Consider the following 23,371-nt stretch of genomic DNA (forward strand, 5'->3'; position numbering starts at 1 on the left):
AGGTGGTCTGAAAATAGCTATTTAAAGAAAAAATCTATATATTTCAATATGTTAAAAACAAAAAGTGGTGCCCAGACGCGGATTCGAACCACGGACACGCGGATTTTCAGTCCGCTGCTCTACCAACTGAGCTATCTGGGCATGCTTCATAAAAAACATAAAGCGTTTGCGGTTATAACATTAAAATTTTCTCTGTCCAGTCATCAAAAGAAAAATAATTGATTTTTTAATAAGTTTATCTCCCTATTCTAGAGCGTTATCAATGAATCTTTATCATAAAATAAATTTGATAGGTATATTGGACACTTTAGTGTATTGTTATTAGAATGCTGTCTTATCGTGGTGGTGATACGAAAAAAATTAAAAGAATCAATCGAGAAGCATGATTAAGAAAGATTTTTTTATAAAGTTTCCGTGAATTTTAAGCATACGAAATAATAGACAACATTTTTGACTTTTTCTAAAAAGATTGTTGATTAGTCTTTATAATAATTTGTTTTTCTTTATAAAGAAAAAAACATCTAAAAGGGGAGAAATAATGATAATGTTACAAAAACCAAGTAGTCGTCCCAATAATACTAATTTTTCTTCAGGCCCTTGTAGTAAACGGCCTGGTTGGACTCTTGATGTTCTTAAAAATGCAGTAGTTGGGCGTTCACATAGATCTAGAGAAGCAGAATTAAAACTTGCTGAAGTTGTTAATTTAACCCGTGAGATTCTTGAGGTTCCTTCTGATCATCGTATAGGAATTATGCCCGGTTCAGATACCGGTGCTGTTGAGGCTGCTCTATGGTCTCTATTAGGTGAGCGTGGCATTGATATGGCGGCGTGGGAAAGTTTTGGATTTGGGTGGAATAAAGATGTTGTCGAGCAATTAAAGCTTTCTGATGTGCGTCGTTTTGAAGCTCCTTATGGTGAAATACCAGATTTAACACAACTTGACTTTGATCGGGATGTTGTTTTTACATGGAATGGGACAACTTCTGGTGTGCGTATTCCTAATGCGGATTTCATTCCGCATAAACGGGCTGGATTGACCATTTGTGATGCAACATCGGCAGCTTTTGCGCAATATCTTGATTTTTCAAAATTAGATGTTGTTACTTTTTCATGGCAGAAAGTTTTGGGAGGTGAGGCTGCACATGGTATGGTGATTTTAAGTCCTCGTGCTGTTGAGAGGCTTGAGAATCATGTTCCAGCTTGGCCTATGCCTCAACTTTTCTATATGACAAAAAATGGAAAATTGAACGAAGATATTTTTAAAGGAAAGATAATCAATACACCTTCTATGCTTTGTGTTGAGGATTTTCTTGATGGGTTGAAGTGGGCAAAGTCTCTAGGAGGTGCAGCGGCATTAAGAGCACGGGTTGAGAAAAACTTTTCTGTACTTGATGCTTTTGTTCGCAAAACGCCATGGTTAGAATATTTGGCAAAAGATCCTGAAGTGCGTTCTAACACCGCTATTTGTTTAGATATTGTGGATCCAGTGATTACTGCTTTGGATACGGAAAAGCGAGTATCTTTTATAAAAGCGGTTGTGAAACGTCTTGATGAAGAAGGGGTTGCTTATGATATCGGTTCGTATCGCGATGCTCCTCCTGGGCTTCGAATTTGGGCGGGTATAACAATTGAGGCTTCCGATCTTGAAATTTTGACACAATGGCTTGAGTGGGCGTTCCAAGTTGAAAAAGCACAGCTTTAAATAATTACTGGTGATTTTCACAACGTATTTTTAAACAAAAAAGGATACGAGAGATTATGATGATCTTTCGTATTCTTGTATCAGACAGACAGCATCTAAATATTACGTGAATTGTAAAAGATTAAGAGAGAGAATGAATGCTCTGTCAGGTGTTGGATACGCACAAATTAAAATCTCTATTTTTTTTACTTTGTTGTAGCAAAAATAACAGATTTAAAATATTTTGGTATTTGCTTATCTTTATTATCATAAATTTGAAAATTGAATCACTTGAAGATTGAGAAAAATCTGAAATGAGGAGTCGCACTTGCTCTAAGGTTTCGTTATAAAGAAGTGTTTGTTTTTGAATGCTGGTTTTTTTAACCAAACACGACGGAGAAAGTTATGGCCAATGTAGTTGTTGTCGGTACACAATGGGGTGATGAAGGCAAAGGTAAAATTGTAGATTGGTTATCTGAGCGAGCAGATATAGTGGTGAGGTATCAGGGGGGGCATAATGCTGGCCACACATTGGTTGTTGATGGAGTTAGTTATAAATTATCACTTTTACCGTCTGGTTTAGTGCGTGGCAAGTTATCAATTATAGGCAATGGTGTTGTTGTTGACCCTCATCATTTTGTTGCAGAAGTAAAAAAACTATGTGATCAGGGTGTAAAAATCACACCAGAAATTTTGCGTATTGCTGAAAATGCTCCTTTGATTCTTTCTTTGCATCGTGATCTTGATGCAATTCGAGAAAGCGGTTTATCTGGTTTAAAAATTGGTACAACAAAGCGTGGTATTGGACCGGCTTATGAAGATAAGGTGGGACGTCGTGCTATCCGAGTGATGGATTTAGCAGAAAAAGATACACTTATGGCTAAGATTGAGCGGCTTTTGAGGCATCATAATGCTTTGCGTCGTGGGATGGGTGTTGCAGAGATTGATTCTCGAGCACTTTATGATGAATTGATGCAAGTTGCGGATAAAATTTTGCCCTTTATGGATTGTACGTGGCGTCTTTTAGATGAAGGTTATCGAGGAGGGAAACACATTCTTTTTGAAGGTGCGCAAGGTGCTTTATTAGATAATGATTTTGGAACTTATCCTTATGTAACGTCATCTAATACAGTTGCTGGGCAAGCATGTACAGGTTCGGGGATGGGACCTGATGCAATTCATTATGTTTTGGGTATTGCAAAAGCTTATACTACACGCGTTGGAGAAGGGCCGTTCCCGACAGAGCAGATAAATGATATTGGTGAATTTCTGGGAGTGCGTGGACATGAATTTGGTGTTGTAACGGGTCGAAAGCGTCGATGTGGTTGGTTTGATGCTGTCTTAGTACGTCAGATGGTAACAATTTGCGGTGTTCAAGGTATAGCATTGACAAAACTTGATGTTTTAGATGGTTTGGATGAAATAAAAATTTGTATTGGTTATGAGCTTGATGGTAAAAGAATTGATTATTTACCTTCTTCCATGGGAGCTCAGGATCGGGTGAAGCCTGTTTATGCAACATTAGAAGGTTGGAAGGAAGAAACAGCACATGCATTGAGGTGGGAAGATTTACCAGTGCAGGCTATTAAATATATACGCTATATTGAAGAACTGATTAATACAAAAGTGGCTTTATTATCCACAAGTCCAGAGCGTGAAGATACTATTCTTATTACGGATCCCTTTGTTAATTGATTATTATTTTTAGATTTCTATATATGTTCTCTGTGCGTTTTTGTCTCTTTTTACAAAAAAAGTTTTTAAGAGCACGTGAGAGAAAGGTGCAAAATAGCATTGTTTATTTTTCATATTCATTTTACATTATTGCGATAGTTGTACCAATATTAAATGGCAATCAATTTAGAAGGCTAAAATAAAGTTTTTTGGCTTTACTATTGATTTTTTCTCAGTTTAAGAGAGATTATAGAGGAAATGGTAGATTTCGTTGGAATCTTAAAAAAGACAATTAATGCACAAAATAATATTACACCACAAGTGCGTAAGCGGATTTATAAGCGTGCTACCGAAACACTAGAACATCAATTTTTAACAGCAAAAATACCACAAGCAATAGCGGATGAACAGAGAAAGATTCTTCAAAGTTCTATTGCAACTGTTGAAGGAGAATATTTAGCAGTTGAAAAGAAGCGGCTTTCTTCAGTTATTGGGTGGAATCCCACAAATATAAATGAAGATAAGAAATATACAAAAAAAACTATATTACCAAAGAATAATGAATTTTCAGAGGTAAATATAAAAAGAAAACAGGATTTTGTTACGCGTTCAAAGGATAACAAGGTATTTGATGAGCTTTGTGTATCCGATATACCAGATGCAGAGCCTGTTAATATGGAGGCTGATGTGCCTTCTCAGCATGTTAATAGCAGTGTGTTAAAGATTTCTCCTTCGCAGGAAGATAATTCGCATATTGTTTCGCACATTTTTTCTCAGGCTTTACGTCGTGCTAATAAATCGTTAGTGCAAAGGCGTATTGTAATAAGTGCTGTTTCTGTTGTTAGTTTTGTTGTTTTAATTGTTGGTATTTTTTTTGTTGGTGAGCGTGTATTTGTATCAAATGATCATCAGTTTTTAGAAGAAAATCTTCAAGCTTCTCACAGAGTACCAAAGGCATTTCCAATTAAGAGAAAGTTAACACAACGCTTATTAGAGGATGGAAGTGAAATTGATGTTGGTTTAAAACAAGCGATAGATTCTTCGGATGAAGAAGTACTCTCAACAGTTGTTGATAGCAATTTGCAATCGCTTGAAAAATCAGGTGAAGCTGTTTTCTATCAAGCACGTACAAATTATGATGCAGAAAAGATAGCAACGGGAAGTGCTCGCTGGACGCTTATAAAAGAATCTCAAGTGAAGGGGGCTCCAGAAGAAACAACTATACAAGGTGATATAACAATTCCTGATGAAGGGGTATCATTACGGTTAATTTTACGTCGTAATACCGATCAGTCATTTCCTGCTGCATATATTATGGACCTTGTTTTTATTCTTTCTGATAAATTTTCAGGTAAAGCTATAAGCAATGTTCAAGCATTAACCTTTAAAGCAAGTGAACAATCCATTGGACAGGCTTTAACAAGAACCATTGCTGCAAAGATTAACGATGACTTTTTTCTTGTCGCATTGAGTGGTAATCATCCATTTCTTGATCGAAATTTACAATTGATGCGAGAATTAGATTGGATGCGTTTGGTGTTAACGGATAAAAACGGGCGTATAAGTGAATTAACCTTTGCAAAAGGACCAACAGGTAAGTCTATTTTTAATGAAGTTATTGGACAATGGCTTGCACAACAAGATAAGTTAACAGTTCTTGGTCAAAAAAATAAAACATAGATGCAAAAAAATAAACGGCTGTGAAGAATTTTCTACGACCGTCTTTATCAATTATATACCAAATATATTCAATAAAGCTTTACATATCAATAACTTAAAGAATTCGATAGGCTAATTTACAAGTATAAAGCCAAGGCATGCTTTTTTTCATTTTCACATTTAAAGAATGTGCAAACCATTGGCTTTATACTTAACTCTAGGTTTTATACTTGACTTTGAGATAAAGTAGAATCTTTGATAGAGTTTTGCACTTTTTCAAATGCACGCATTTCAATTTGTCTTACTCGTTCTCGACTAATATTAAATTCACCAGAGAGTTCTTCTAGGGTTAGTGGTACATCGTTTAAACGACGCGCTTTAAATATACGCTTTTCGCGTTCATTGAGATTGTCCATGGCATTTATGAGCATGGAACGGCGATTTTCTAATTCACTTTTTTCAATTAAAATTTGTTCTTGATCGTTAGATTCATCCACCAACCAATCTTGCAACTCACTGTTTTCCCCTTCTTTTGTTCGAATTGGTGCGTTGAGTGAAGTATCACCACCAAGCCTACGATTCATTGATACAACTTCATCTTCTGTGACATTCAACTGGATTGCAATTTTTTTCACTTGTTCTGCATTGAGATCGCCACTATCAAGTGCTTGAAGTTTACTTTTTAACTTACGAAGGTTGAAAAACAAACGCTTTTGATTAGCTGTTGTCCCCATTTTCACCAAACTCCAAGAGCGCAATACATATTCTTGGATTGATGCTTTAATCCACCATATTGCATAGGTTGCAAGACGAAAACCCCGCTCTGGTTCGAAACGTTTAACAGCTTGCATGAGTCCAACATTGCCTTCTGAAATGACTTCCCCAATGGGAAGTCCGTAGCCCCGATATCCCATCGCGATTTTAGCTACGAGACGCAAATGGCTGGTTACTAGCCTATGCGCAGCCTTTAGATCATTATGCTCACGGTAACGCTGAGCTAACATATATTCTTCTTTTGGCTCAAGCATTGGAAAACGACGCACTTCTTCCAAGTAACGGTTTAAACCACCATCACCTGTCATTACTGATAATAAATTCATATGGGCCATATAGCACCCTCCTTTTGTTTGAATTCCCTGATAAGGCAAATTCTATGTTTTAGATAGCTAACTATCCTCATAACCTCACTCTAGCATATTTTTCAATTTTGTTCAAAAAAAGATATTTTATTGTGAAATCTTGAGAAGGGGAAAAGTTTCAATTCATTTTTTTAAAAAGTTTAATAAGTTTAGCCATATCTTGAGGCAGTGGTGCGGAAAACGACATAACTTTACCGGTAGAAGGATGTTCAAAAGTAAGACTTGCAGCATGGAGTGCATGTCGGTTGAATTGATCGATTGCATTTCTAATAGTGGGGTTGAATGTGTTTGATTTTGTTTTAAAAGCGTTTCCATAAACTGTATCGCCTATGAGTGGATGCCCAATATGAGTCATATGAACACGGATTTGATGGGTGCGTCCAGTTTCCAAGCGACATTCCAGAAGGCTAGCAAAAGATGTTGAGTCTGCATGAGAGCCATATTTTTCAAGCAGAGAAACATGTGTAACAGCATGACGAGCATAAGGGTTTTGGTTATGGATGACAGCTTGCTTTGTCCGGTTATGGGGCGAACGGCCAAGTGATGCATCAATTGTCCAGACATTGCGCTGAGGTGTTCCCCAAATCAAGGCATGGTAGCGTCGATCTAATGCGCAGGTACGTCCATGATCAGAAAATTGAGCACTGAGACTTTTATGAGCTAGATCATTTTTTGCAACAACCATAACACCGCTTGTATTTTTATCAAGACGATGGACAATGCCAGGGCGTTTAACACCACCTATACCAGATAAACTATTCCCACAGTGGTAAATAAGGGCATTAACCAATGTACCGGTCCAATTGCCATTCCCAGGATGAACAACAAGACCAGCTGGTTTGTTAATAACAATGACATGATCATCTTCAAAAAGAATGTCCAATGCAATGGCTTCAGCGCTAGGTTCTGCATCACGAAGGTCAGGCATTTCCAATTCAATTATTTGGTTAGGTTTTAATTTTGTTTTTGGTTCCTTTATGAATTGACCATCAATTTTAAGACAGCCTTCACGGATGAGGGTTTGCAAACGCGAACGCGAGAGCACATCATGATATTGTTTTGCGAGCCACTGATCAAGACGTTGCCCAAGAGCACCTTCATCCGTTATTTTCTGTATTACCATACGATTCCTATTAAGTTTTTAATAAGATTTTACCAGTACGAAATTGCTTTACTATCGAGAAATTCTTTAATTCCCCAATGTCCTCCTTCACGAGCGCGCCCAGAAAATTTTACACCTCCAAAGTAGCTTCCACTGGGTAATCCATGTCCATTAACTTCTACCATACCAGAGCGTACTTGTGCCGCAATACGACGACATTTGTTGCGATCTTGCGATTGAATATAGTTTGTAAGACCATACTCAGTCTCATTCGCTAAAGCGACGGCTTCTTCTTCTGTACTAAAAGAAAGAATCGAGAGAACTGGACCAAAGATTTCTTCTTTAAAAATACGCATATGAGGTTTTACATCAGCAAAGACTGTTGGACGGACATAATAACCGCGTTCCATTCCTTTTGGTAAACCAGTCCCGCCTGCAACAAGAGTTGCACCTTCATCAATTCCCGATTGGATAAGATCTTGAATTTTATCATATTGTTTTTTTGAAACGACAGGTCCAATATGATTTCCTTCTTGGCAGTTTGGTCCTACTTTTGTTGTTTCTGCAATATCTTTGGCTATTTTTATGGCTTTGTCATAGATGCTCTGTTCCACAAGCATACGAGTCGGTGCATTACAACTTTGTCCACTATTATAAAAGCAATGTCGTGCACCACGTTGAATAGCATCTGAGTCGGCATCAGCAAAGATAATATTCGCTCCTTTTCCACCAAGTTCCAGACAGACTCTTTTTAAAGTAGCGCTGGCATTTTTAGAAATATCTTTTCCTGCTCTAGTTGAACCAGTAAAGCTGATCATTTCTAAATCTGGATGTGCAGAGAGGTAAGAGCCGACAGTCGCACCATCACCATTGATTAAATTAAAAACACCGGCTGGAAGTGCGGCTTCATCTAAAAATTCAGCAAAAAGCATAGCAGAAAGAGGCGCAATTTCAGAGGGCTTTAACACCATGGTACAGCCAGCCAAGAGAGCAGGAATAACTTTAAGAGTTACTTGATTCATGGGCCAATTCCATGGCGTAATTAATCCTACGACGCCGATAGGATCGTAGTGAAGGATTGCTTGCTCATTTCCCTTTATTAAAGTTTCTTGGAACGAAAACTCTTTATAAGCTTCGATAAAATTGCGAATATGGGAACTTCCGGTTGCAGTTTGCGCATTAAGCGCCATATCAATTGGTGCTCCCATTTCCATTGAAATGGTTTTTGCCATGTCTTTGGAACGTTTTTCGTAGATCTCTAGAATTTTTTCAACAAATCCAAGACGCTCATTTGGTGACGTTGTTTTCCATTTTTGAAACGCTTCTTTAGCCGCATTAATTGCTTTATCGGCATCTTTTGTACTTCCAAGGCTAATGACAGCACAAGCCTCCTCTGTTGATGGATTAATGACGTCAAAATCGTGAGGAATGCTTGGCTCATCCCATAGACCATTGATATAAAATTTCCGTTTATTAAACATAATTCACTCCCTTTTTTCTATTTGTATTTATGTAATTATGATTGTCTTAGTCTAAGCCTTTTTAAACGAGGATAACAAGGGTAATCTTATAAAAACGCGAGAAATTAGATTATATCGTGATAATTGAGCATGGAGAATTCAATAGAGCAATGCTCATTGTATTATTGAGACTAGGTATTATTGAGACTAGTTTCTCTTATGCAAAGGGAGAGAATAGAGAGGCATAGACAATTTTCTTGAAGATTTTTTATCATGAAGTTTTCTTCAAAACAAATGAAATACGAGTTCTATGACACCATAAACTGAGCAATTTATATCGTAAATATGCAAAAGGCAGATTATGAATATGCATTATGGCATTATTTTTTTCATTAAAAAGTAACCATCAGCAAAAGGTTATTAACCTTCGTATGATAGTTTCTACGAATTCTTTTTGAAAAGGTTATTTTTCTCATTGCTATAAATTTGTTGGGTGCCATGCATAATTCGAAAACAAAATCTATTTCTACGTCTTCTTTTTCTGATGATAGTACGGAAGGTGCATCAAGAGAAGATTTATCTGTTAAGATTACTGAGATATTTCCTTATCCGGAAGTGTGGAAAAAGGCATTTGCCCTCGGAAAAAACGTCCGTTTCACGAGAACCCCAGAAGTTGAGATTTTGCGTCGTCGTATAGAAACAGATCCAGTTTTTGCAAAACAGTTTAAAATTTTTACGAAGCAAGATCAAAAAAAAATTACAGATACAAATATTGTACGTTGTAACAAGAAAACAACCAATATTCTTTCGACAAAAAAAGTCATTAATCCTCAATCAATAGAGAATAAAACATCAGTTTGTCATTCAACGGTTCTGAAGCAGTTGTCACGACAAGCTATTCATATGCCGTCAGCAAATATTCCACTTGAGGAGGATGAACAAGAACGTAAATTACAAGTGGAAAATGTGCTACAAAAAATAAAACCTGCTTTGCATCTTTCCGATGATGCATTTTTTGAGTGTGAATCTTTGATATTTGAACATGTGGAGACTCAAACTTCAAAAGAGGATGGAATATCAATTGATACGACAAATGAAATTACACCGGATATTCCCACAGCCTTTGATGAGTCAATAACGGCTCTTTACCGTGTTCTTGAATACCGCTTTCCACAACTCTATGATTCAATTACATCAGAATCTCCAGCGGAAAGGATGCGAGGCGTTGAGAAAATTTCTGATTTAATGCATACAAATAATGATACTACTAAAGAGAGTCATTCTAAGCTTTCTGTTGAAGATTTTGCTCATACGTTAAGTAATACAGGGGCGTTAAGCGATGCAGGGGCGAGTATAGAGACTGAAAATAGCAATAATACTGTCGCCAATAATACTGTTGATTGTATAAACAAAGCCGTCACAAAGAATTCAAAAGATTTTTCTGTGATGCAAGCAAACAGTAAAACTAAAACATTACAATCTACTCGTATGCCATTAGGTAATTATGATTCTGCTTTTATGCAAAATATTCAATCTATTGACTGTGATGTTTATGAATTTCCTCCGATCAACTTATTACAGGAACCTGTTTTTCATGAAGGTACGATGATTCCTCAAGAAACATTAGAACGTGGTGCTGGACTTTTGGAAAGTGTTTTGGAAGATTTTGGCATTAAGGGTGAAGTTATCCATGTTCATCCAGGGCCAGTGGTAACAATGTATGAATTTGAACCCGCCGCGGGCGTAAAGTCATCGCGCGTTATTAATCTTTCTGATGATATTGCGCGTTCTATGTCTGCTATTTCTACACGCGTTGCTGTAATTCCTGGACGTAATGTTATCGGGATTGAGTTACCCAATGCGGTTCGTGAAACCGTTTATTTACGGGAATTAATCCAAACACGTTCTTTTCGTGAAAGTGAATTTAAACTTGCTCTTGCTTTGGGGAAGGGGATTAATGGTGAACCGGTCATTGCAGAATTAGCAAAAATGCCTCATTTATTGGTTGCAGGAACAACAGGATCAGGCAAGTCTGTTGCAATTAATACAATGATTTTGTCGATTCTTTATCGTATGACACCAAAGCAGTGTCGTTTGATCATGGTTGATCCTAAAATGTTAGAGCTTTCTGTTTATGATGGCATTCCACATCTTTTAACACCCGTTGTCACAGATCCCAAAAAAGCAGTAACAGCTTTAAAATGGGCGGTTCGTGAAATGGAAGAGCGTTATCGCAAAATGGCTAAGTTGGGTGTGCGTAATATTGATGGTTTTAATGCACGCGTTGCACTTGCAGCTCAAAAAGGCGAAACGATCATGTGTACTGTTCAGTCGGGTTTTGATAAGGAAACAGGGGAAATGCTTTATCATGAAGAAGCCATGGATCTCACGCAGCTTCCTTATATTGTTGTGATTGTTGATGAGATGGCTGATCTTATGATGGTGGCAGGGAAAGAGATAGAGAATGCCATTCAGCGCTTAGCGCAAATGGCGCGTGCGGCAGGTATTCATCTTATTATGGCAACGCAACGTCCTTCTGTTGATGTTATCACCGGTACAATTAAAGCAAACTTTCCTACCCGCATTTCTTTTCAAGTAACGTCAAAAATTGATAGTCGTACGATCTTGGGTGAACAAGGTGCTGAAACGCTTTTAGGTCAGGGGGATATGCTTCATATGGCTGGTGGTGGACGCATTGTGCGCGTTCATGGACCTTTTGTCTCAGATGAAGAAGTTGAATCCATCGTTGCACATCTTAAAATGCAAGGAAAACCTGATTATTTGGCAACGGTAACGGATAATGAAGACGATAACAAAGAGGATACTTCTGCTGATTCAGCGGCTGAAATTTCTGAGGAAGAAAATTTTGATGAAGAGGGTGAGGAACTTTATAACCAAGCTGTAAAAATTGTTATGCGTGATAAAAAATGTTCAACATCTTATATTCAGCGCCGACTTTCAATCGGCTATAATAAAGCAGCTTCTCTCGTCGAGCGGATGGAAGAAAAAGGCATTGTTGGAGCCGCTAATCATGTTGGAAAACGTGAAATTTTACTCAATGAAGGAAAATAAACAAACGCATTTAAAAATATGCAATTTTTTAAATATCTGACAGTTATTATTTAAATGTGCTTGTTTTATTTTTTTATATAATATTAAAAATTTAAATGGAGAGTAATAAAGCAAAAGCGATCTTTTGTATTAAGACTTCTGATGAGGTAAACAAGCTGATATCAAAGGAGATTATGAGATATTTTAACATTTCTAAATGATCTGGAATATAAAGAAATTAAACAAATCTTTATATGAAGAAAGATAATTTGTGTTCTCTTTTTTACAGAGAAAATTTTTAATAAAATAGTGCGGTGGTATATTTTTTCTTTTGTAGCGATTCTAATGAAAGAAAGATCTTTGTATGAATGCCTTCAAATGCCAAGAACTATTGGTAACATTAGGGGCTGAAATTAGTATAATGATGGTGCTAACCAGCTCTTTTATAAGTATAAAAATGGTAATGCACAATGCCTTGATATCCTCTATAGGGACTTTTACATTACACCATTTACAGATGACGTCGTAAAATAAGCTTGGGGATCTTGGGAGATATCTTTTCAAAAAAGGCGCATGAATGTGTAAAATAAGTGTATTCTTTTTGAGTACTATTTATGCGAGGGAGATGTTACCATTATTGTAACAAGATTTATTACATAATGGGTGAATAAGCAACAAGAGCTGGAAGCTTCTTTTTATTCTTGTTTTGTTGATGAAACAGTCAAAATTTTGCTACAGACAATTTATATGAGATATCAAGTTATTTTAACCAGAACAGATAATTGTAAACAAATTAGCATTATTCATTTGAGAGTAAATCCAACACTTTTTAGTTTTAGTTATGCCATTAAAAGCAGATGAGTTAAAGTTAAATACAAATGAATTAAAATCGCAGCAAGAAGCTTTTCGTTTTACACCAGAGCTTTTGCCACGGCCTTTTACGTGGGAAATCGATCACAATGGTTTGTTTTGTGAAGTCTCAAAAGAGCTAGCTGAAGTTGTTGGCCCTCTCTCTTCCTCTATTTTAGGGTGTAGTTTTCATGAACTTGCTCATCAATTTAATGATGATCGATATCTGGTTCTCAGTCGTTTTATTGAAACGGCTATGCCTTGGAGTAAAGAGATTGTTCAATGGCCTGTTGATGGTTGCTTACAATGGCTTGATGTTGAATTGTCGGCTTTGCCAATTTTTGATGTTACAAAGCAGCTTAAAGGGTTTCGTGGCTTTGGTGTTTTAAAAATACAAAAAAAAGTCCAAGAAAAAAGAAATGAAAAGCTAGCAACAGAAATACCATGTCTTACGGAGATAGAACGCTCAGCTTTTCATGAAATTGCAGAGCAATTGCGTGATGAATTGAATTCATCGGTAAAAGAAGAAAATTTAGTTGAAGAAACAGCTATTCAGTTACCATATGCACAAACATTGCCGGTAAATGCTATAGAACAAGCTCTCGTAAAAGAGCCCGCTGCAGTTTTATCATTGTTGGATACAGCAACAGATGGTGTTTTATGGTTGGATGAAGAAGGCTTTATTCAATCAGCGAGTAGGGCAGCCTTAGCATTAATGGGTTATGAAATAAATGAACTGCGAGGACAGCCACTCTCTTCATTATTTACTTTTCAAAGCCGACTTTTGGTTGAAAAATATTTTAAATCAATCCGCATGGAGGGAAAAAATCAGGTTTTAAATCGCAGAGAAACAGCTGATTTAATGACGAAAAATCATAAAAATATAACCGTTTTGATAACGATTGTATTTTTGGCAAAGCAAGGAAATTATGCTGTTATGTTGCGTGATAGGACACAAACAGTTCCATCAGGAGAAAAAAAAGCAGAAGAGGATAAAATCGTTGGAGTTGTTCATGAAATACGAACACCTTTGAATGCTCTTATTGGTTTTGCAGAAATTATGAGAGAAGGCCGTTTTGGTTCGATAGAAAATGAGCGCTATCATGGATATTTACGCGATATTATTTCCTCTGGAAAACATATATTATTGCTGATTAATCAATTACTAGAGTGCTCGAAGATAAATTATTCTGGTTCCGATAACCAGATTGATTCTTCCCTTATTTCTGAAACATTTGATGTGATATCTTGTTTACGTGCGACGATAGCTTTTCTTGAGACACAAGCCAATCAGAACGGCATTATCATGCGTATTGTTGCTCCACCTCATGTTCCATTTATTCCTGTATCACAACAAGTGTTTCGCCAGATTATATGGAATCTTCTTTCCAATGCTATTCGTTTTACACCTTTGGGTGGACAGATTATTGTTCACGTTTCTTATAGAAAAGAACGTGTAAAAATTTCAGTGAGTGATAATGGTATAGGGATGAACGAAGAAGAGATTATACAGGCACTGCAACCTTATGGTCAAGTAGAGCGCAAGGATGGCCGATCTGGTGATAGCGCTTTTATGGGAACAGGTTTAGGGCTCCCAATGTGTAAAGCAATGGTGGAAGAAAGAGGGGGACAATTTTTACTGTTCTCCAAACCCAATTACGGAACAACTGTGGAAATGTTTTTTCCTCGTGTTCCATGATGTAAATCTTGCATAAAATTATTTTTTCTTAGCCAAAAGATCTCTAATTTCTGTTAACAGTTGTTCTTCTGAAGACGTTTTTTGGGGGCTTTCTTCTTCTTTTCTACGGATTTTGTTCATAGCTTTAACGAATAAAAAAAGCACCCAAGCAATAATGAGAAAATTGATAAGTAAAGTAATAAAGTGTCCATAGCTAATGGTTGCTCCAGTTGCTTTGGCGGCACTCAATGTTGCTTGTTTTTCGCCAGCAAGTTGAATAAACATATTAGAAAAATCAATTCCACCTGTAATCAATCCAATGATTGGCATAAAAATATCATTGACAATTGAGTTGACCAAGCTACCAAAAGCACCCCCTATAATCACACCGATAGCAAGATCAATCATATTACCTTTTAGGGCAAATTCTTTGAATTCTTTAAGCATTGCATTTTCCCCTTTATGTAAGTGATATACGGTAATTTACTTACCGCTTTTGATGAAAAAGGAAAGGGCAGATTTTGTTTTTATGATTATATTACAATATTAATATTATTTTCAAAGACTTTATAAGGTTTAATAAAGAGCTTTAGGGTTCTATTTGGATTTTAGGGCTCTATTTGAATTTACATAGAACCTTTCCTAGAAAAAAGCTTTTTTAATAAAAACTATATCTGCTTTTTCAACAGAAAGTAGAAAACTGTAGCTTAATTTATATAATTGCCTCAAGATTTTTATGTTAACATTAAAAAGAGAGATTTTTACACAATACCACAGTAAAACTTATAATTTAATTCCTCTTAATTTAGTAAGCGATAATAGAAATTAGGAGGGCATTATGGCTTATCTAAAAGCTATTTGTACTGGGTTGCATGAGCTAAAATGGAGATAATTCCGATGGAAGAAACACATTTCATCTGCTGGAAGATTGTATCAGTTTATAAATAGCAGAGCTCTAGGGTTTGCAAGATCATTTTGGTTTGGAAGTCGTTGGTATGATAGGTGTGAGTTCAACAATCAACTGTCATTACTTAAAATATATGTTAGACAGAGTACTTAATAGATGCAAAATTGTATTTAACGCATCAGAAATGGCAAAGGAAACAACGCAGATTCTTCAAAATTCTATCAATAGAGTACAAATTGATTGAACATTCTGTTGCTAATAAATGGTGCAACAATAGTATGAATTTAGATGTTTTTATGAACCATGTATTCTATAAATGCTAGGAAAAAAATAGCTTGAGCAAGCTCTGTTTCTATTGGAAACAATATTACACAGAGGAACTTTGGGAATAGAGGGCATTTGCATGCATATTTAAGAGGATTATGAGCTTGCCTGCATAAGATGCCACAAAACCATGACTATGGTAAAGAGCCATTGATGTTTCAATTCATGCTGCATTTTATAAGATTAGGATTCATATTTTAATCTTTAAAAAATGTCGAAAAAGAGAAACGTTTTTTAAGAATAAAAAGTTCTTTACACAGTATATATCAATATAAACATGTATGGCTATTATATGATGATTTTTCTTCTAGAAGGGGAATATTATTTGGATAATATGCTTTCTTTGATTGGAAATCTTTTGTGTTAAAAGATATAGGTGAGGTGCGATGGATCATTTTTATGTTGTGGAGAAGGATTAATGAGTTTTTTTCGTTGTATTGGCCGTTCTGCCTTATTTATGGTGGATCCAGAGCAAGCACACGGTTTAGCGATTCTCGGGCTGAAAAGTGGATTAAATGGTTGTCAAAAGGTTATCGACAAACGTTTGTGTGTAACTGTTGCTGGTCTTGAGTTTGAAAATTTTATTGGTCTTGCAGCGGGGTTTGATAAAAATGCAGAGGTTGTAGATGGTATTTTTCGTTTAGGATTTGGTTTTACTGAAATTGGGACAGTGACACCAAAGCCTCAGATTGGAAATCCTAAACCACGGCTTTTCCGTTTAAAAGAAGATGAAGCGATTATTAATAGAATGGGCTTTAATAATGACGGACATCAAGTTGTTTACAATAGATTGCGTGCGTGTAAAAAAACTGGTGTTATAGGAGTCAACATTGGAGCCAATAAGGATACGGTCGATAAGATTGATGATTATACTGTTGGTATTGTTTATTTTTATGATGTTGCTGATTATTTTACGGTTAATATTTCTTCTCCTAATACACCAGGTTTACGTGATTTACAGGCCCGTGACAGTTTGCATCTTTTGTTGAGTGCAGTTTCGAAAGCGCGAAATGAGCAAGAGAACAAGCATGGATTCTCCATTCCTATTTTTTTAAAAATTGCTCCCGATTTATCAGAGAAAGAATTAGATGATGTTGCTGAAGAAATAAAACTTTCTGATTTTAATGGACTGATTGTTTCTAACACAACTCTTTCACGCCAGGGGCTTAGCAATAGTCACTTCAGTAATGAACAGGGTGGGCTTTCTGGACGTCCACTTTTTGAGCGTTCTACTATTGTGCTTGCAAAAATGCGTAAAAAATTAGGGAAGGAGATTGCAATTATTGGTGTTGGCGGTGTAAAGGACGCACAAACCGCTTTGGAAAAAGTAAAAGCTGGTGCAGATTTAATTCAATTATATAGTGGGATGGTTTATGAAGGTCCAGATCTTGTCATAACTATTCTGCAAGAGATTTTGCAGATGATGCAACAAGATGGAGTTGATAACATAAAAAGCTATCGTGATCATAGTCTTGAACATTGGGCAAAATTTCCTTTGTAAAAAAACGCTTTTTTCTTCACAAAAAATTGCGAGATTTTTTTAAAGGGGCTTGCAAACTTTGTTGATTTTCCTTATGTCACATAAGCGTAAGAATAAATGTTTACGAAATCGTGAACATTTATGATACATTTTCTTTTTATGCGGTTGTAGCTCAGTTGGTTAGAGCGCTGGTTTGTGGCACCAGAGGTCGTAGGTTCAAATCCCACCAACCGTACCAAGAGAGACGTCATTTCTGCACTAATCGGTGGATTTTGTGCTACTGGTCTCGCGCATATAGGAGCCTGCAAATATGCTGCCATGCGACTTTCTAGTGTCCTCCATGAGATTGAAATCGAGAATCTTGAGGTGGCGGTAACGCATTATTGCAAAGACAAACCCTGGCTAGGGTTTGGTCATCCGATTATGCAACGGGATGTCTGGGTTGATTTCTTTTTTTTTACGCTTTCAGGCGCCTATGCGCCCCTTCAGTTCGCTTGCGCGATCTATTTCGGACAATACAGGACAGCAACCCAATGTCGATTTTCTAATTGCAAGCATCATGAGCAAACATCGGGCTGCTCCTGAGCTGGGATTGTTGGCTTTTTTCGTTTGTCGTATGCCGATACTTCTCGCGCACTATCAAGCGCGGTTTAGCACTCATTCCTTCAGTTTATCATCAAAGGATTTAAGAGAAAAATATAAAAAGGTCTCCCAATTATGGCTATAAAGCATCACACCGAGCCAAATTTCTTGGGTATATGTCAGAGTATTACCTTAACCGCACCGATGCGTGCTTGCGGGCAAATCGATATTTCTCACTGGAATTTAGCCCATAACTATTTGAAACAGGGCTTGTTACTCGAAGCCTTGCATCAGTTTTCAGTTCGATTCGCCACCGTGGTGGCTAAAAACTCGGATCTCACTTATCGCTATCTCCCTGTTATGGTTGAACAGTTTTTCTCTACCACCCATTTTGATAGCGATCGGTTATGCGTTGAAGGACATATTGAACGCATTAATGAGGCCTACCGTATTCACTGTAAGTCCAGCCCATGCGACAATGGCAGGGCCGTTATTGCGCAGGCAATCATCATTGTCAGTAAGGTCTGCTTCCCTAGCTCGTGTTCTGAGAAAGCCGCTCTTCCATTACTAGGCGATTTATGTAAGATTTCCTCCGTAACCGGAGATTCTTGTACTTTTTCCTTTAATGCGCATCACCCGCTTTTTGAGGAACATTTCCCCTCCCGCGCCGTATGTCCTGGTTCACTATTGATTGAGATGGTTCTGGCTTTAGCCACGCAGGGTAGGACAAAAAATATCGCATCTGTTGCGCTGAAAAAAGTAAAGTTCATTGAAGCAGTTTATCCGGGAGATACCTATCAGTTGACCATTAAACAGGATACAGAGTATGAACCGGGTGGCGTTTTTTATATTCATACGGAAACTAAAAAACGAAGCACTTGCGGTAAGTTTTCTATCAAATATAAAAAGGAGGATGCGCCATGTTTAACATAATAATCTCTTTTATTCCGTGGAGTATTTACTCCTGGGTTATCAATGGAAACTTTTTAACTCTGGTCGAACGCTCTCTCATCTTAACTGTGATTTCATTGTTCATTATTGCTGTGAATATTAAAATTGTCCGGCAGGGAGAACCCGTGATGATTACTAACATTCTGACAGTTATTGTCCTGTTTGTTAATTATTTCGCTGGATGGTCTACACTTTTACTGAACTACCCCACAGTTTTTTGCTATCTGTCACTTGCTCTGGTTTCATTGATTAGCTTGCTGGTAAAGAAACCCTTTACCATTTTTTATGCCAGTGCTGGTGTTTCTGAAGAAAAACGCAAACATATCCTATTTTATCTCATCAATAAATATATTACATGGATTTGGGTAATCATCTTTTTTGCCAATGGCCTTCTAGTGGCTTTTTTTACATGGACCCCGCAGATTTGGTTGGTCACTATGGGTTTAATTTGTACTGGTATTCTTTTTTCTAAATATCTTCCTAACATCATGCAATATTTTTATCGCATCAAACATCATGGAGCATAATATGTCATTGTTTAACATTCTGACCGGAACCCCTTTATGGGCTTGGATTTTGCTTATTTTTCTCATTGCGAGGGGAATAATCGCATTGAAAGATAGGGAAACGAAGGTTTACCGCCTTTTTCTCTTGCCGTTAGTCTTTCTTTTTTTGGGCGCAAGCGATGTGATTAACCAGCTGGCCTTCCCACGCTGGGGAGCAATCGCAATGTTGGCAGGGCTGATGATCGGCTTTGGCGTTGGCTGGTTGCTCTGGCGTGCTACTGCGCGTTTAAAAATCAAAGAGGGAACGGATTTAATTATTCGGCATGGTACGCCGTTGACGCTGATATTTATTCTTATCGCTTTTGTCATCAAATTCACATTGATTGTTTTTCTCAAGATTGAACCTGATTTGAAATATGCATTTGATTTTAATCTTCTTTTTGGTCTTTTAAGTGGGTTCACTGATGGTGTGTTTTGGGGCGGCACATTAAATTTATATATAGCATTTCGAAAGAATCCAAATTAGTTCCTATATCCTTAGCTGTTGATGCTTCTGTCAAGTATTATGATACAGAAGCGTCCGCTATTTTACGTTGAAACTGCGGCTGCTATACGACTAAGTGGCCTTACGCCTGAGTATGCAAGAGCGGCAGAGTTTGTACAGTCTACGCCATAATATGTGGAGCACTCTTGCGGGAATGAGTGCATTATTATTGCGATATACATGTAACCCTCTAGCTAATATTATATTAGTAAGGCTGTTTTTTGAAGCCGCTTGTAATTACGGTGTGTTTTTAAAGAGAACGTTCGAACCGATGTATCGCTTGCAGTACCATTTCTCTTTATAAGACTATTATCATTTCTTTTAGAAATCTGCACTTCTCACCTTTTTTGCGTATGATCGATAACGTAGTTAAGATCCTTGAGATAGTGAATTTTTATCTCTTTTGCTAAAAATGCCCAAACCATCTTATTTAGTCGAGACTTTGTTTAAGAAGGGATCTTCTAAATTTATTTTTTCAATAGGATATAAATTTCTCGTTTTGGGTGCGCGGTAAACTTATAGCAGCAATAAGCTTAGGTTTATTGGTTCTAAGCGTGGAGGGAGTTGAGCTATCCAATGCAAAAGAATAAATTGCACTTTTGTCTGACTTTGTGAACACACACTATTTTCTGGACTAATCGAGGAAATAGAACATTCATGTGTTTGAGAGGATTAGACAATGAGTTGTAAACAATTAGAGCAAGAAATAGCCACAGTAAAGTATACGTCAATGTAGGAGCCCAAAGCCTTATGGCACACTTATTTCAGTGACGATTATTTAGGACAAACGCATCATGTGCTTGTGGTGCCAAAAGGCTATCAATGAGGGCAAGATTTACAAAAGCTTGAAAGTTATTGCCAAGCATATTACCGGCATCAATTGGAATAGCCATTTGTTTTTTGGCCTTGTAAGGCGGGGATGAGAGGATGACAGGGGACAAGAAAGGTGCTTAAACAAGCGATAAAACCAATACGCGGCGCTATATATAGACGTAAAACCGAAGAAGGTTTAAAGCAAGAGTTTAACTAACGGGACGACAAAAAGAAGCAGACGAAAGCTTTGTTAAAGCTTACCGTCATGAAGGTTGGCAATTAATACCAACGTTGCTGATAATGTAAAAATCATGCCGCAATATATTTAAGGAGCGAGTGCAAGAGATTAATACATTCCTATGGCAGATTGTAAAAGCATGGTTTATACATGAGCCTAATTATATGATTGATAAGGCAATACAAATCACTCAGGGACAAAATGATAAGAGCTATATTTTATTATGAATCTGACACACAGTATAAAACCTATAAAGGCAAAGCGTTTTATGGCATGGGAAGGATTTTCAGCCTACTGGTGGGCGTTTGAGGGTGTTTTTATTTTACCTTCCGTAAAAGGTATTTTAGCAAATCTTGCTTGTGCGGACAAGGGAAAACTAGAAGTGGATGCTGACATAATCCCTTGTGAAATGGTTTTTATTGCGTCGAAATAAATGATGAAGAAATTTATGTTTTCGTTGGCAGTGATAGTACTTGGATGTGCTTGTGCCAATTGATAAGCTTATTGATAATATTTGTAAGTGCCATAATAGCACACAAGAAAAAATATAAAATCGCTGTCTTTATTATGCCAAACAGCGGCTAATTTAGAGCGCGAAATTATTGCTTTTGCAAAGTAAATCAAAGAAAAGCAAAATGATCAAAATGTGGTAATGCGAATTTATTTAGCTGACTTGCGTAAGCAAAAAGAAATAAAACAAGCACAAGAAACTTTAAAAAATAAAGAGAACAGCTTATACGACATTTTTCATGAAAGTAAATTTGCAGAGGATATAGAAATAAATAGGATAAAAGGAATTGCGACGTACAAAAGAAATATTCATAGACATATTTTATACTAAGCGTAACGGAGAAGCGCAAAGATGAGTATAATAGCGGGTGAAGATAAAATAGAGGGCATGAGTCAAAGCCCTATTAATCCAGACATAGAAAAGTTAAAAGCAGTCTTTCCGCAATGTTTTGCTGAGGGAAAGCTGGATATAGATCAGCTTCTTAATCTATGCGGCGAATATATTGATAATGATTTTGAGAAGTTCAAATTTGAATGGAAGGGCAAAGGAGCAAGTTTAAAGCTTGCTCAAAAGCCTTCATTTGCGACATTGCGCCCGAAGCGCGAGGAGAGCGTAAACTTTGATAATACACATAATCTTTATATTAAGGGCGATAATCTTGAAGTGTTAAAACTTATCCAGCGGGCTTATTTTGGCCAAGTGAAGATGATCTATATAGACCCGCCCTATAATACGGGTAATGATTTTATCTATGATGATGATTTTAAAGACCCATTGGCGCGATATAAGGAAGTGACGAGCCAAACGACAAAATCGAACCCTGAGACAATGGGGCGGTTTCACACGGCTTGGCTCAATATGATTTATCCGCGCTTGCGTTTGGCACAGACCTTATTGCGTGACGATGGGGTGATTTTTATCTCAATAGATGATCATGAAGTTCATAATTTGCGCAAAGTATGTGATGAAGTGTTTGGCGAAGAGAATTTTGTTGCGCAGCTGGTGTGGAGGAAACGCACTGGTGCTAATGATGCGCAAAACAATGTAAGTACAGACCATGATTACATTTTGTGTTATAGTCGCAGGCACACTGTTTTTAGTGGAGTACAAAAGAGTTTTGCAAATTATACCAACCCCGATAATGACCCGCGCGGGCCTTGGATGGCTGATAATTTGACATGCAATAAAACAGCATCAGAGCGGCCAAATCTTAATTACCCGATTACTGATCCAAAAACGGGTGTAGTTTACCAGTGTAATCCCAATCGTGTATGGGCTTATGAAAAAGGACGAATGGCAAACATCATCAAAGAAGGCAAGGTGATCTTCCCAAAAAACGGACAAGGTACGCCTACTTATAAACGTCATCAAACAGAAGTTAAATCTCAAACTAAACCATTTAGTACAATGCTTGAAACAGATATGAATTTTATAGCGACCAAACAATTACGAGAACTTTTAGGCGGCCAATTTTTTGATCATCCCAAGGGTGTGAGTCTTATAAAGCAATTGATTGAACAGACGACCAGTGACAACGACATCATTTTCGATTTTTTTGCTGGTTCTAGTACAACGGCGCATGCAGTGATGGCTTTGAATGCTGAAGATGGTGGTAATCGAAAATTCATCATGGTGCAATTGCCTGAATTATGTGATGAAAAGAGCGAAGCCTATAAAACTGGTTATAAAACTATCTGCGATATAGGTATTGAACGTATTCGCCGCGCTGGTGCACAAATTAAGAAAAAGCATGAAGCAGAACTCACAAGTGAGCAGCCTCTAGACACCGGATTTCGCGTTCTAGAGCTCGATAGTTCCAACTTTTCCATATGGGACGATAGCCCGATTGATCCGAATGCACTTGATGTTAAAGAACAATTGCAAATGCGCTTGGATCATATTTTGCAGGGGGTGAATCCCGAGCGCTCTCATCAAGATATTATCTTCGAAATCATACTTAAATATGGTTGGCCACTGGATTTAAAAATTTACCCTTTACCAATCAATGGCAAAAAATTCTATTATATAGGCGAGAGCGAAGGCGATGTCTTGGTAATTATAGCCATAGACCCGCCCTTTGAACCCGAAGATGCGGAAGAGATGATAAAGTATTTGCCCGTAAAAATCGTAGCGCTTGATGCGGCCTTTAAAAGTGATGAGGCGCTTATTAATTGCGACTTTATCTTTAAAGACAATGAAGTAAGTTTTGATAAAATTTAAAC

At 37.2% G+C, this 23,371-nt stretch carries 17 protein-coding genes and 2 tRNA genes; 14 read left to right on the forward strand and 5 right to left on the reverse strand.

Annotated elements, in window-relative coordinates:
• Nucleotides 1-65 precede the first annotated feature (65 nt).
• Nucleotides 66-141: transfer RNA gene (locus ACFIK7_RS04645), tRNA-Phe, on the reverse strand.
• A 397-nt stretch (nt 142-538) separates the two neighbouring features.
• Between ACFIK7_RS04645 and ACFIK7_RS04650 the strand changes: the two genes are divergently transcribed.
• From ACFIK7_RS04650 to ACFIK7_RS04660, 3 genes are all read left to right on the forward strand, one after another.
• Complete coding sequence (locus tag ACFIK7_RS04650; protein WP_273790352.1) at nt 539-1,702, forward strand: phosphoserine transaminase; 1,164 nt, start codon at nt 539-541, stop codon at nt 1,700-1,702.
• 384 nt (nt 1,703-2,086) lie between these two features.
• Complete coding sequence (locus ACFIK7_RS04655; RefSeq protein ID WP_273790353.1) at nt 2,087-3,376, forward strand: adenylosuccinate synthase; 1,290 nt, start codon at nt 2,087-2,089, stop codon at nt 3,374-3,376.
• Nucleotides 3,377-3,613: 237 nt separating this feature from the next.
• Nucleotides 3,614-5,035 carry a hypothetical protein gene (locus tag ACFIK7_RS04660; protein WP_375637534.1) on the forward strand — a complete coding sequence of 474 codons (1,422 nt, stop codon included), beginning with the start codon at nt 3,614-3,616 and terminating at the stop codon, nt 5,033-5,035.
• Between the two features lie 203 nt (nt 5,036-5,238).
• On the opposite strand, the gene rpoH is transcribed toward ACFIK7_RS04660, so the two are convergent.
• From rpoH to ACFIK7_RS04675, 3 genes are all read right to left on the reverse strand, one after another.
• On the reverse strand, nt 5,239-6,123 hold the full coding sequence (gene rpoH, locus ACFIK7_RS04665; RefSeq protein ID WP_273790355.1) for an RNA polymerase sigma factor RpoH: 885 nt from the start codon (nt 6,121-6,123) through the stop codon (nt 5,239-5,241).
• A gap of 148 nt (nt 6,124-6,271) precedes the next feature.
• A complete protein-coding gene (locus ACFIK7_RS04670; RefSeq protein ID WP_273790356.1) occupies nt 6,272-7,276 on the reverse strand; it encodes an RluA family pseudouridine synthase in 1,005 nt (334 codons plus the stop codon).
• A 29-nt stretch (nt 7,277-7,305) separates the two neighbouring features.
• Nucleotides 7,306-8,736 carry an aldehyde dehydrogenase family protein gene (locus ACFIK7_RS04675; RefSeq protein ID WP_273790357.1) on the reverse strand — a complete coding sequence of 477 codons (1,431 nt, stop codon included), beginning with the start codon at nt 8,734-8,736 and terminating at the stop codon, nt 7,306-7,308.
• Between the two features lie 477 nt (nt 8,737-9,213).
• On the opposite strand from ACFIK7_RS04675, the gene ACFIK7_RS04680 reads away from it, so the two are divergent.
• Nucleotides 9,214-11,787: a DNA translocase FtsK gene (locus ACFIK7_RS04680; protein WP_375663014.1), complete on the forward strand. Its 2,574-nt coding sequence runs from the start codon at nt 9,214-9,216 to the stop codon at nt 11,785-11,787.
• A gap of 820 nt (nt 11,788-12,607) precedes the next feature.
• Nucleotides 12,608-14,314, forward strand: coding sequence for an ATP-binding protein (locus ACFIK7_RS04685; RefSeq protein WP_375660724.1), 1,707 nt, complete (start codon nt 12,608-12,610; stop codon nt 14,312-14,314).
• 18 nt (nt 14,315-14,332) lie between these two features.
• Here ACFIK7_RS04685 and mscL read toward each other — a convergent pair whose 3' ends face one another.
• The gene (gene mscL, locus ACFIK7_RS04690) at nt 14,333-14,740 is read right to left on the reverse strand and encodes a large conductance mechanosensitive channel protein MscL (RefSeq protein ID WP_273790360.1); all 408 of its coding nucleotides are present in this window, start codon (nt 14,738-14,740) and stop codon (nt 14,333-14,335) included.
• A 1,202-nt stretch (nt 14,741-15,942) separates the two neighbouring features.
• Here mscL and ACFIK7_RS04695 point away from each other — a divergent pair.
• The 9 genes from ACFIK7_RS04695 to ACFIK7_RS04735 all read left to right on the forward strand — a co-directional run bounded on the left by ACFIK7_RS04695 (nt 15,943) and on the right by ACFIK7_RS04735 (nt 23,369).
• Entirely contained in the window at nt 15,943-17,025 is a 1,083-nt protein-coding gene (locus tag ACFIK7_RS04695; protein WP_375663015.1) for a quinone-dependent dihydroorotate dehydrogenase, read from the forward strand.
• A 140-nt stretch (nt 17,026-17,165) separates the two neighbouring features.
• Nucleotides 17,166-17,242 (forward strand) — tRNA-His (locus ACFIK7_RS04700).
• 195 nt (nt 17,243-17,437) lie between these two features.
• Nucleotides 17,438-17,731 carry a hypothetical protein gene (locus ACFIK7_RS04705; protein WP_375630989.1) on the forward strand — a complete coding sequence of 98 codons (294 nt, stop codon included), beginning with the start codon at nt 17,438-17,440 and terminating at the stop codon, nt 17,729-17,731.
• Nucleotides 17,722-18,519 (forward strand): beta-hydroxyacyl-ACP dehydratase, encoded by a 798-nt coding sequence (locus ACFIK7_RS04710; protein ID WP_375643326.1) that lies wholly within the window; start codon nt 17,722-17,724, stop codon nt 18,517-18,519. Before ACFIK7_RS04705 ends, ACFIK7_RS04710 begins: the two co-directional genes overlap by 10 nt.
• A complete protein-coding gene (locus ACFIK7_RS04715; protein ID WP_375637529.1) occupies nt 18,507-19,064 on the forward strand; it encodes a hypothetical protein in 558 nt (185 codons plus the stop codon). The genes ACFIK7_RS04710 and ACFIK7_RS04715 overlap by 13 nt, the downstream gene beginning before the upstream one ends.
• 1 nt (nt 19,065) lies before the next feature.
• A complete protein-coding gene (locus ACFIK7_RS04720; RefSeq protein ID WP_375630992.1) occupies nt 19,066-19,569 on the forward strand; it encodes a hypothetical protein in 504 nt (167 codons plus the stop codon).
• Between the two features lie 812 nt (nt 19,570-20,381).
• On the forward strand, nt 20,382-20,510 hold the full coding sequence (locus ACFIK7_RS04725) for a DUF2924 domain-containing protein (protein WP_375630993.1): 129 nt from the start codon (nt 20,382-20,384) through the stop codon (nt 20,508-20,510).
• A 351-nt stretch (nt 20,511-20,861) separates the two neighbouring features.
• Nucleotides 20,862-21,071 (forward strand): hypothetical protein, encoded by a 210-nt coding sequence (locus tag ACFIK7_RS04730; RefSeq protein WP_375630994.1) that lies wholly within the window; start codon nt 20,862-20,864, stop codon nt 21,069-21,071.
• Nucleotides 21,072-21,500: 429 nt separating this feature from the next.
• Nucleotides 21,501-23,369 (forward strand): site-specific DNA-methyltransferase, encoded by a 1,869-nt coding sequence (locus ACFIK7_RS04735; protein ID WP_375630995.1) that lies wholly within the window; start codon nt 21,501-21,503, stop codon nt 23,367-23,369.
• The last annotated feature ends 2 nt before the right edge of the window (nt 23,370-23,371 follow it).

The organism is Bartonella sp. CL266QHHD (assembly GCF_042195355.1).
Taxonomy (GTDB): Bacteria; Pseudomonadota; Alphaproteobacteria; order Rhizobiales; family Rhizobiaceae; genus Bartonella.

Excerpts from the sequence above, each read along its gene's own strand:
- rpoH (WP_273790355.1), bottom strand. The coding sequence starts at position 6,123 with ATGGCCCATATGAATTTATTATCAGTAATGACAGGTGATGGTGGTTTA.
- ACFIK7_RS04680 (WP_375663014.1), top strand. The coding sequence starts at position 9,214 with ATGCATAATTCGAAAACAAAATCTATTTCTACGTCTTCTTTTTCTGAT.
- ACFIK7_RS04735 (WP_375630995.1), top strand. The coding sequence starts at position 21,501 with ATGAGTATAATAGCGGGTGAAGATAAAATAGAGGGCATGAGTCAAAGC.
- ACFIK7_RS04650 (WP_273790352.1), top strand. The coding sequence starts at position 539 with ATGATAATGTTACAAAAACCAAGTAGTCGTCCCAATAATACTAATTTT.
- ACFIK7_RS04660 (WP_375637534.1), top strand. The coding sequence starts at position 3,614 with ATGGTAGATTTCGTTGGAATCTTAAAAAAGACAATTAATGCACAAAAT.
- ACFIK7_RS04685 (WP_375660724.1), top strand. The coding sequence starts at position 12,608 with ATGCCATTAAAAGCAGATGAGTTAAAGTTAAATACAAATGAATTAAAA.
- ACFIK7_RS04670 (WP_273790356.1), bottom strand. The coding sequence starts at position 7,276 with ATGGTAATACAGAAAATAACGGATGAAGGTGCTCTTGGGCAACGTCTT.
- ACFIK7_RS04715 (WP_375637529.1), top strand. The coding sequence starts at position 18,507 with ATGTTTAACATAATAATCTCTTTTATTCCGTGGAGTATTTACTCCTGG.
- ACFIK7_RS04730 (WP_375630994.1), top strand. The coding sequence starts at position 20,862 with ATGAATCTGACACACAGTATAAAACCTATAAAGGCAAAGCGTTTTATG.
- ACFIK7_RS04655 (WP_273790353.1), top strand. The coding sequence starts at position 2,087 with ATGGCCAATGTAGTTGTTGTCGGTACACAATGGGGTGATGAAGGCAAA.
- ACFIK7_RS04705 (WP_375630989.1), top strand. The coding sequence starts at position 17,438 with ATGTCTGGGTTGATTTCTTTTTTTTTACGCTTTCAGGCGCCTATGCGC.
- ACFIK7_RS04675 (WP_273790357.1), bottom strand. The coding sequence starts at position 8,736 with ATGTTTAATAAACGGAAATTTTATATCAATGGTCTATGGGATGAGCCA.
- ACFIK7_RS04695 (WP_375663015.1), top strand. The coding sequence starts at position 15,943 with ATGAGTTTTTTTCGTTGTATTGGCCGTTCTGCCTTATTTATGGTGGAT.
- mscL (WP_273790360.1), bottom strand. The coding sequence starts at position 14,740 with ATGCTTAAAGAATTCAAAGAATTTGCCCTAAAAGGTAATATGATTGAT.
- ACFIK7_RS04725 (WP_375630993.1), top strand. The coding sequence starts at position 20,382 with ATGTGCTTGTGGTGCCAAAAGGCTATCAATGAGGGCAAGATTTACAAA.
- ACFIK7_RS04720 (WP_375630992.1), top strand. The coding sequence starts at position 19,066 with ATGTCATTGTTTAACATTCTGACCGGAACCCCTTTATGGGCTTGGATT.
- ACFIK7_RS04710 (WP_375643326.1), top strand. The coding sequence starts at position 17,722 with ATGGCTATAAAGCATCACACCGAGCCAAATTTCTTGGGTATATGTCAG.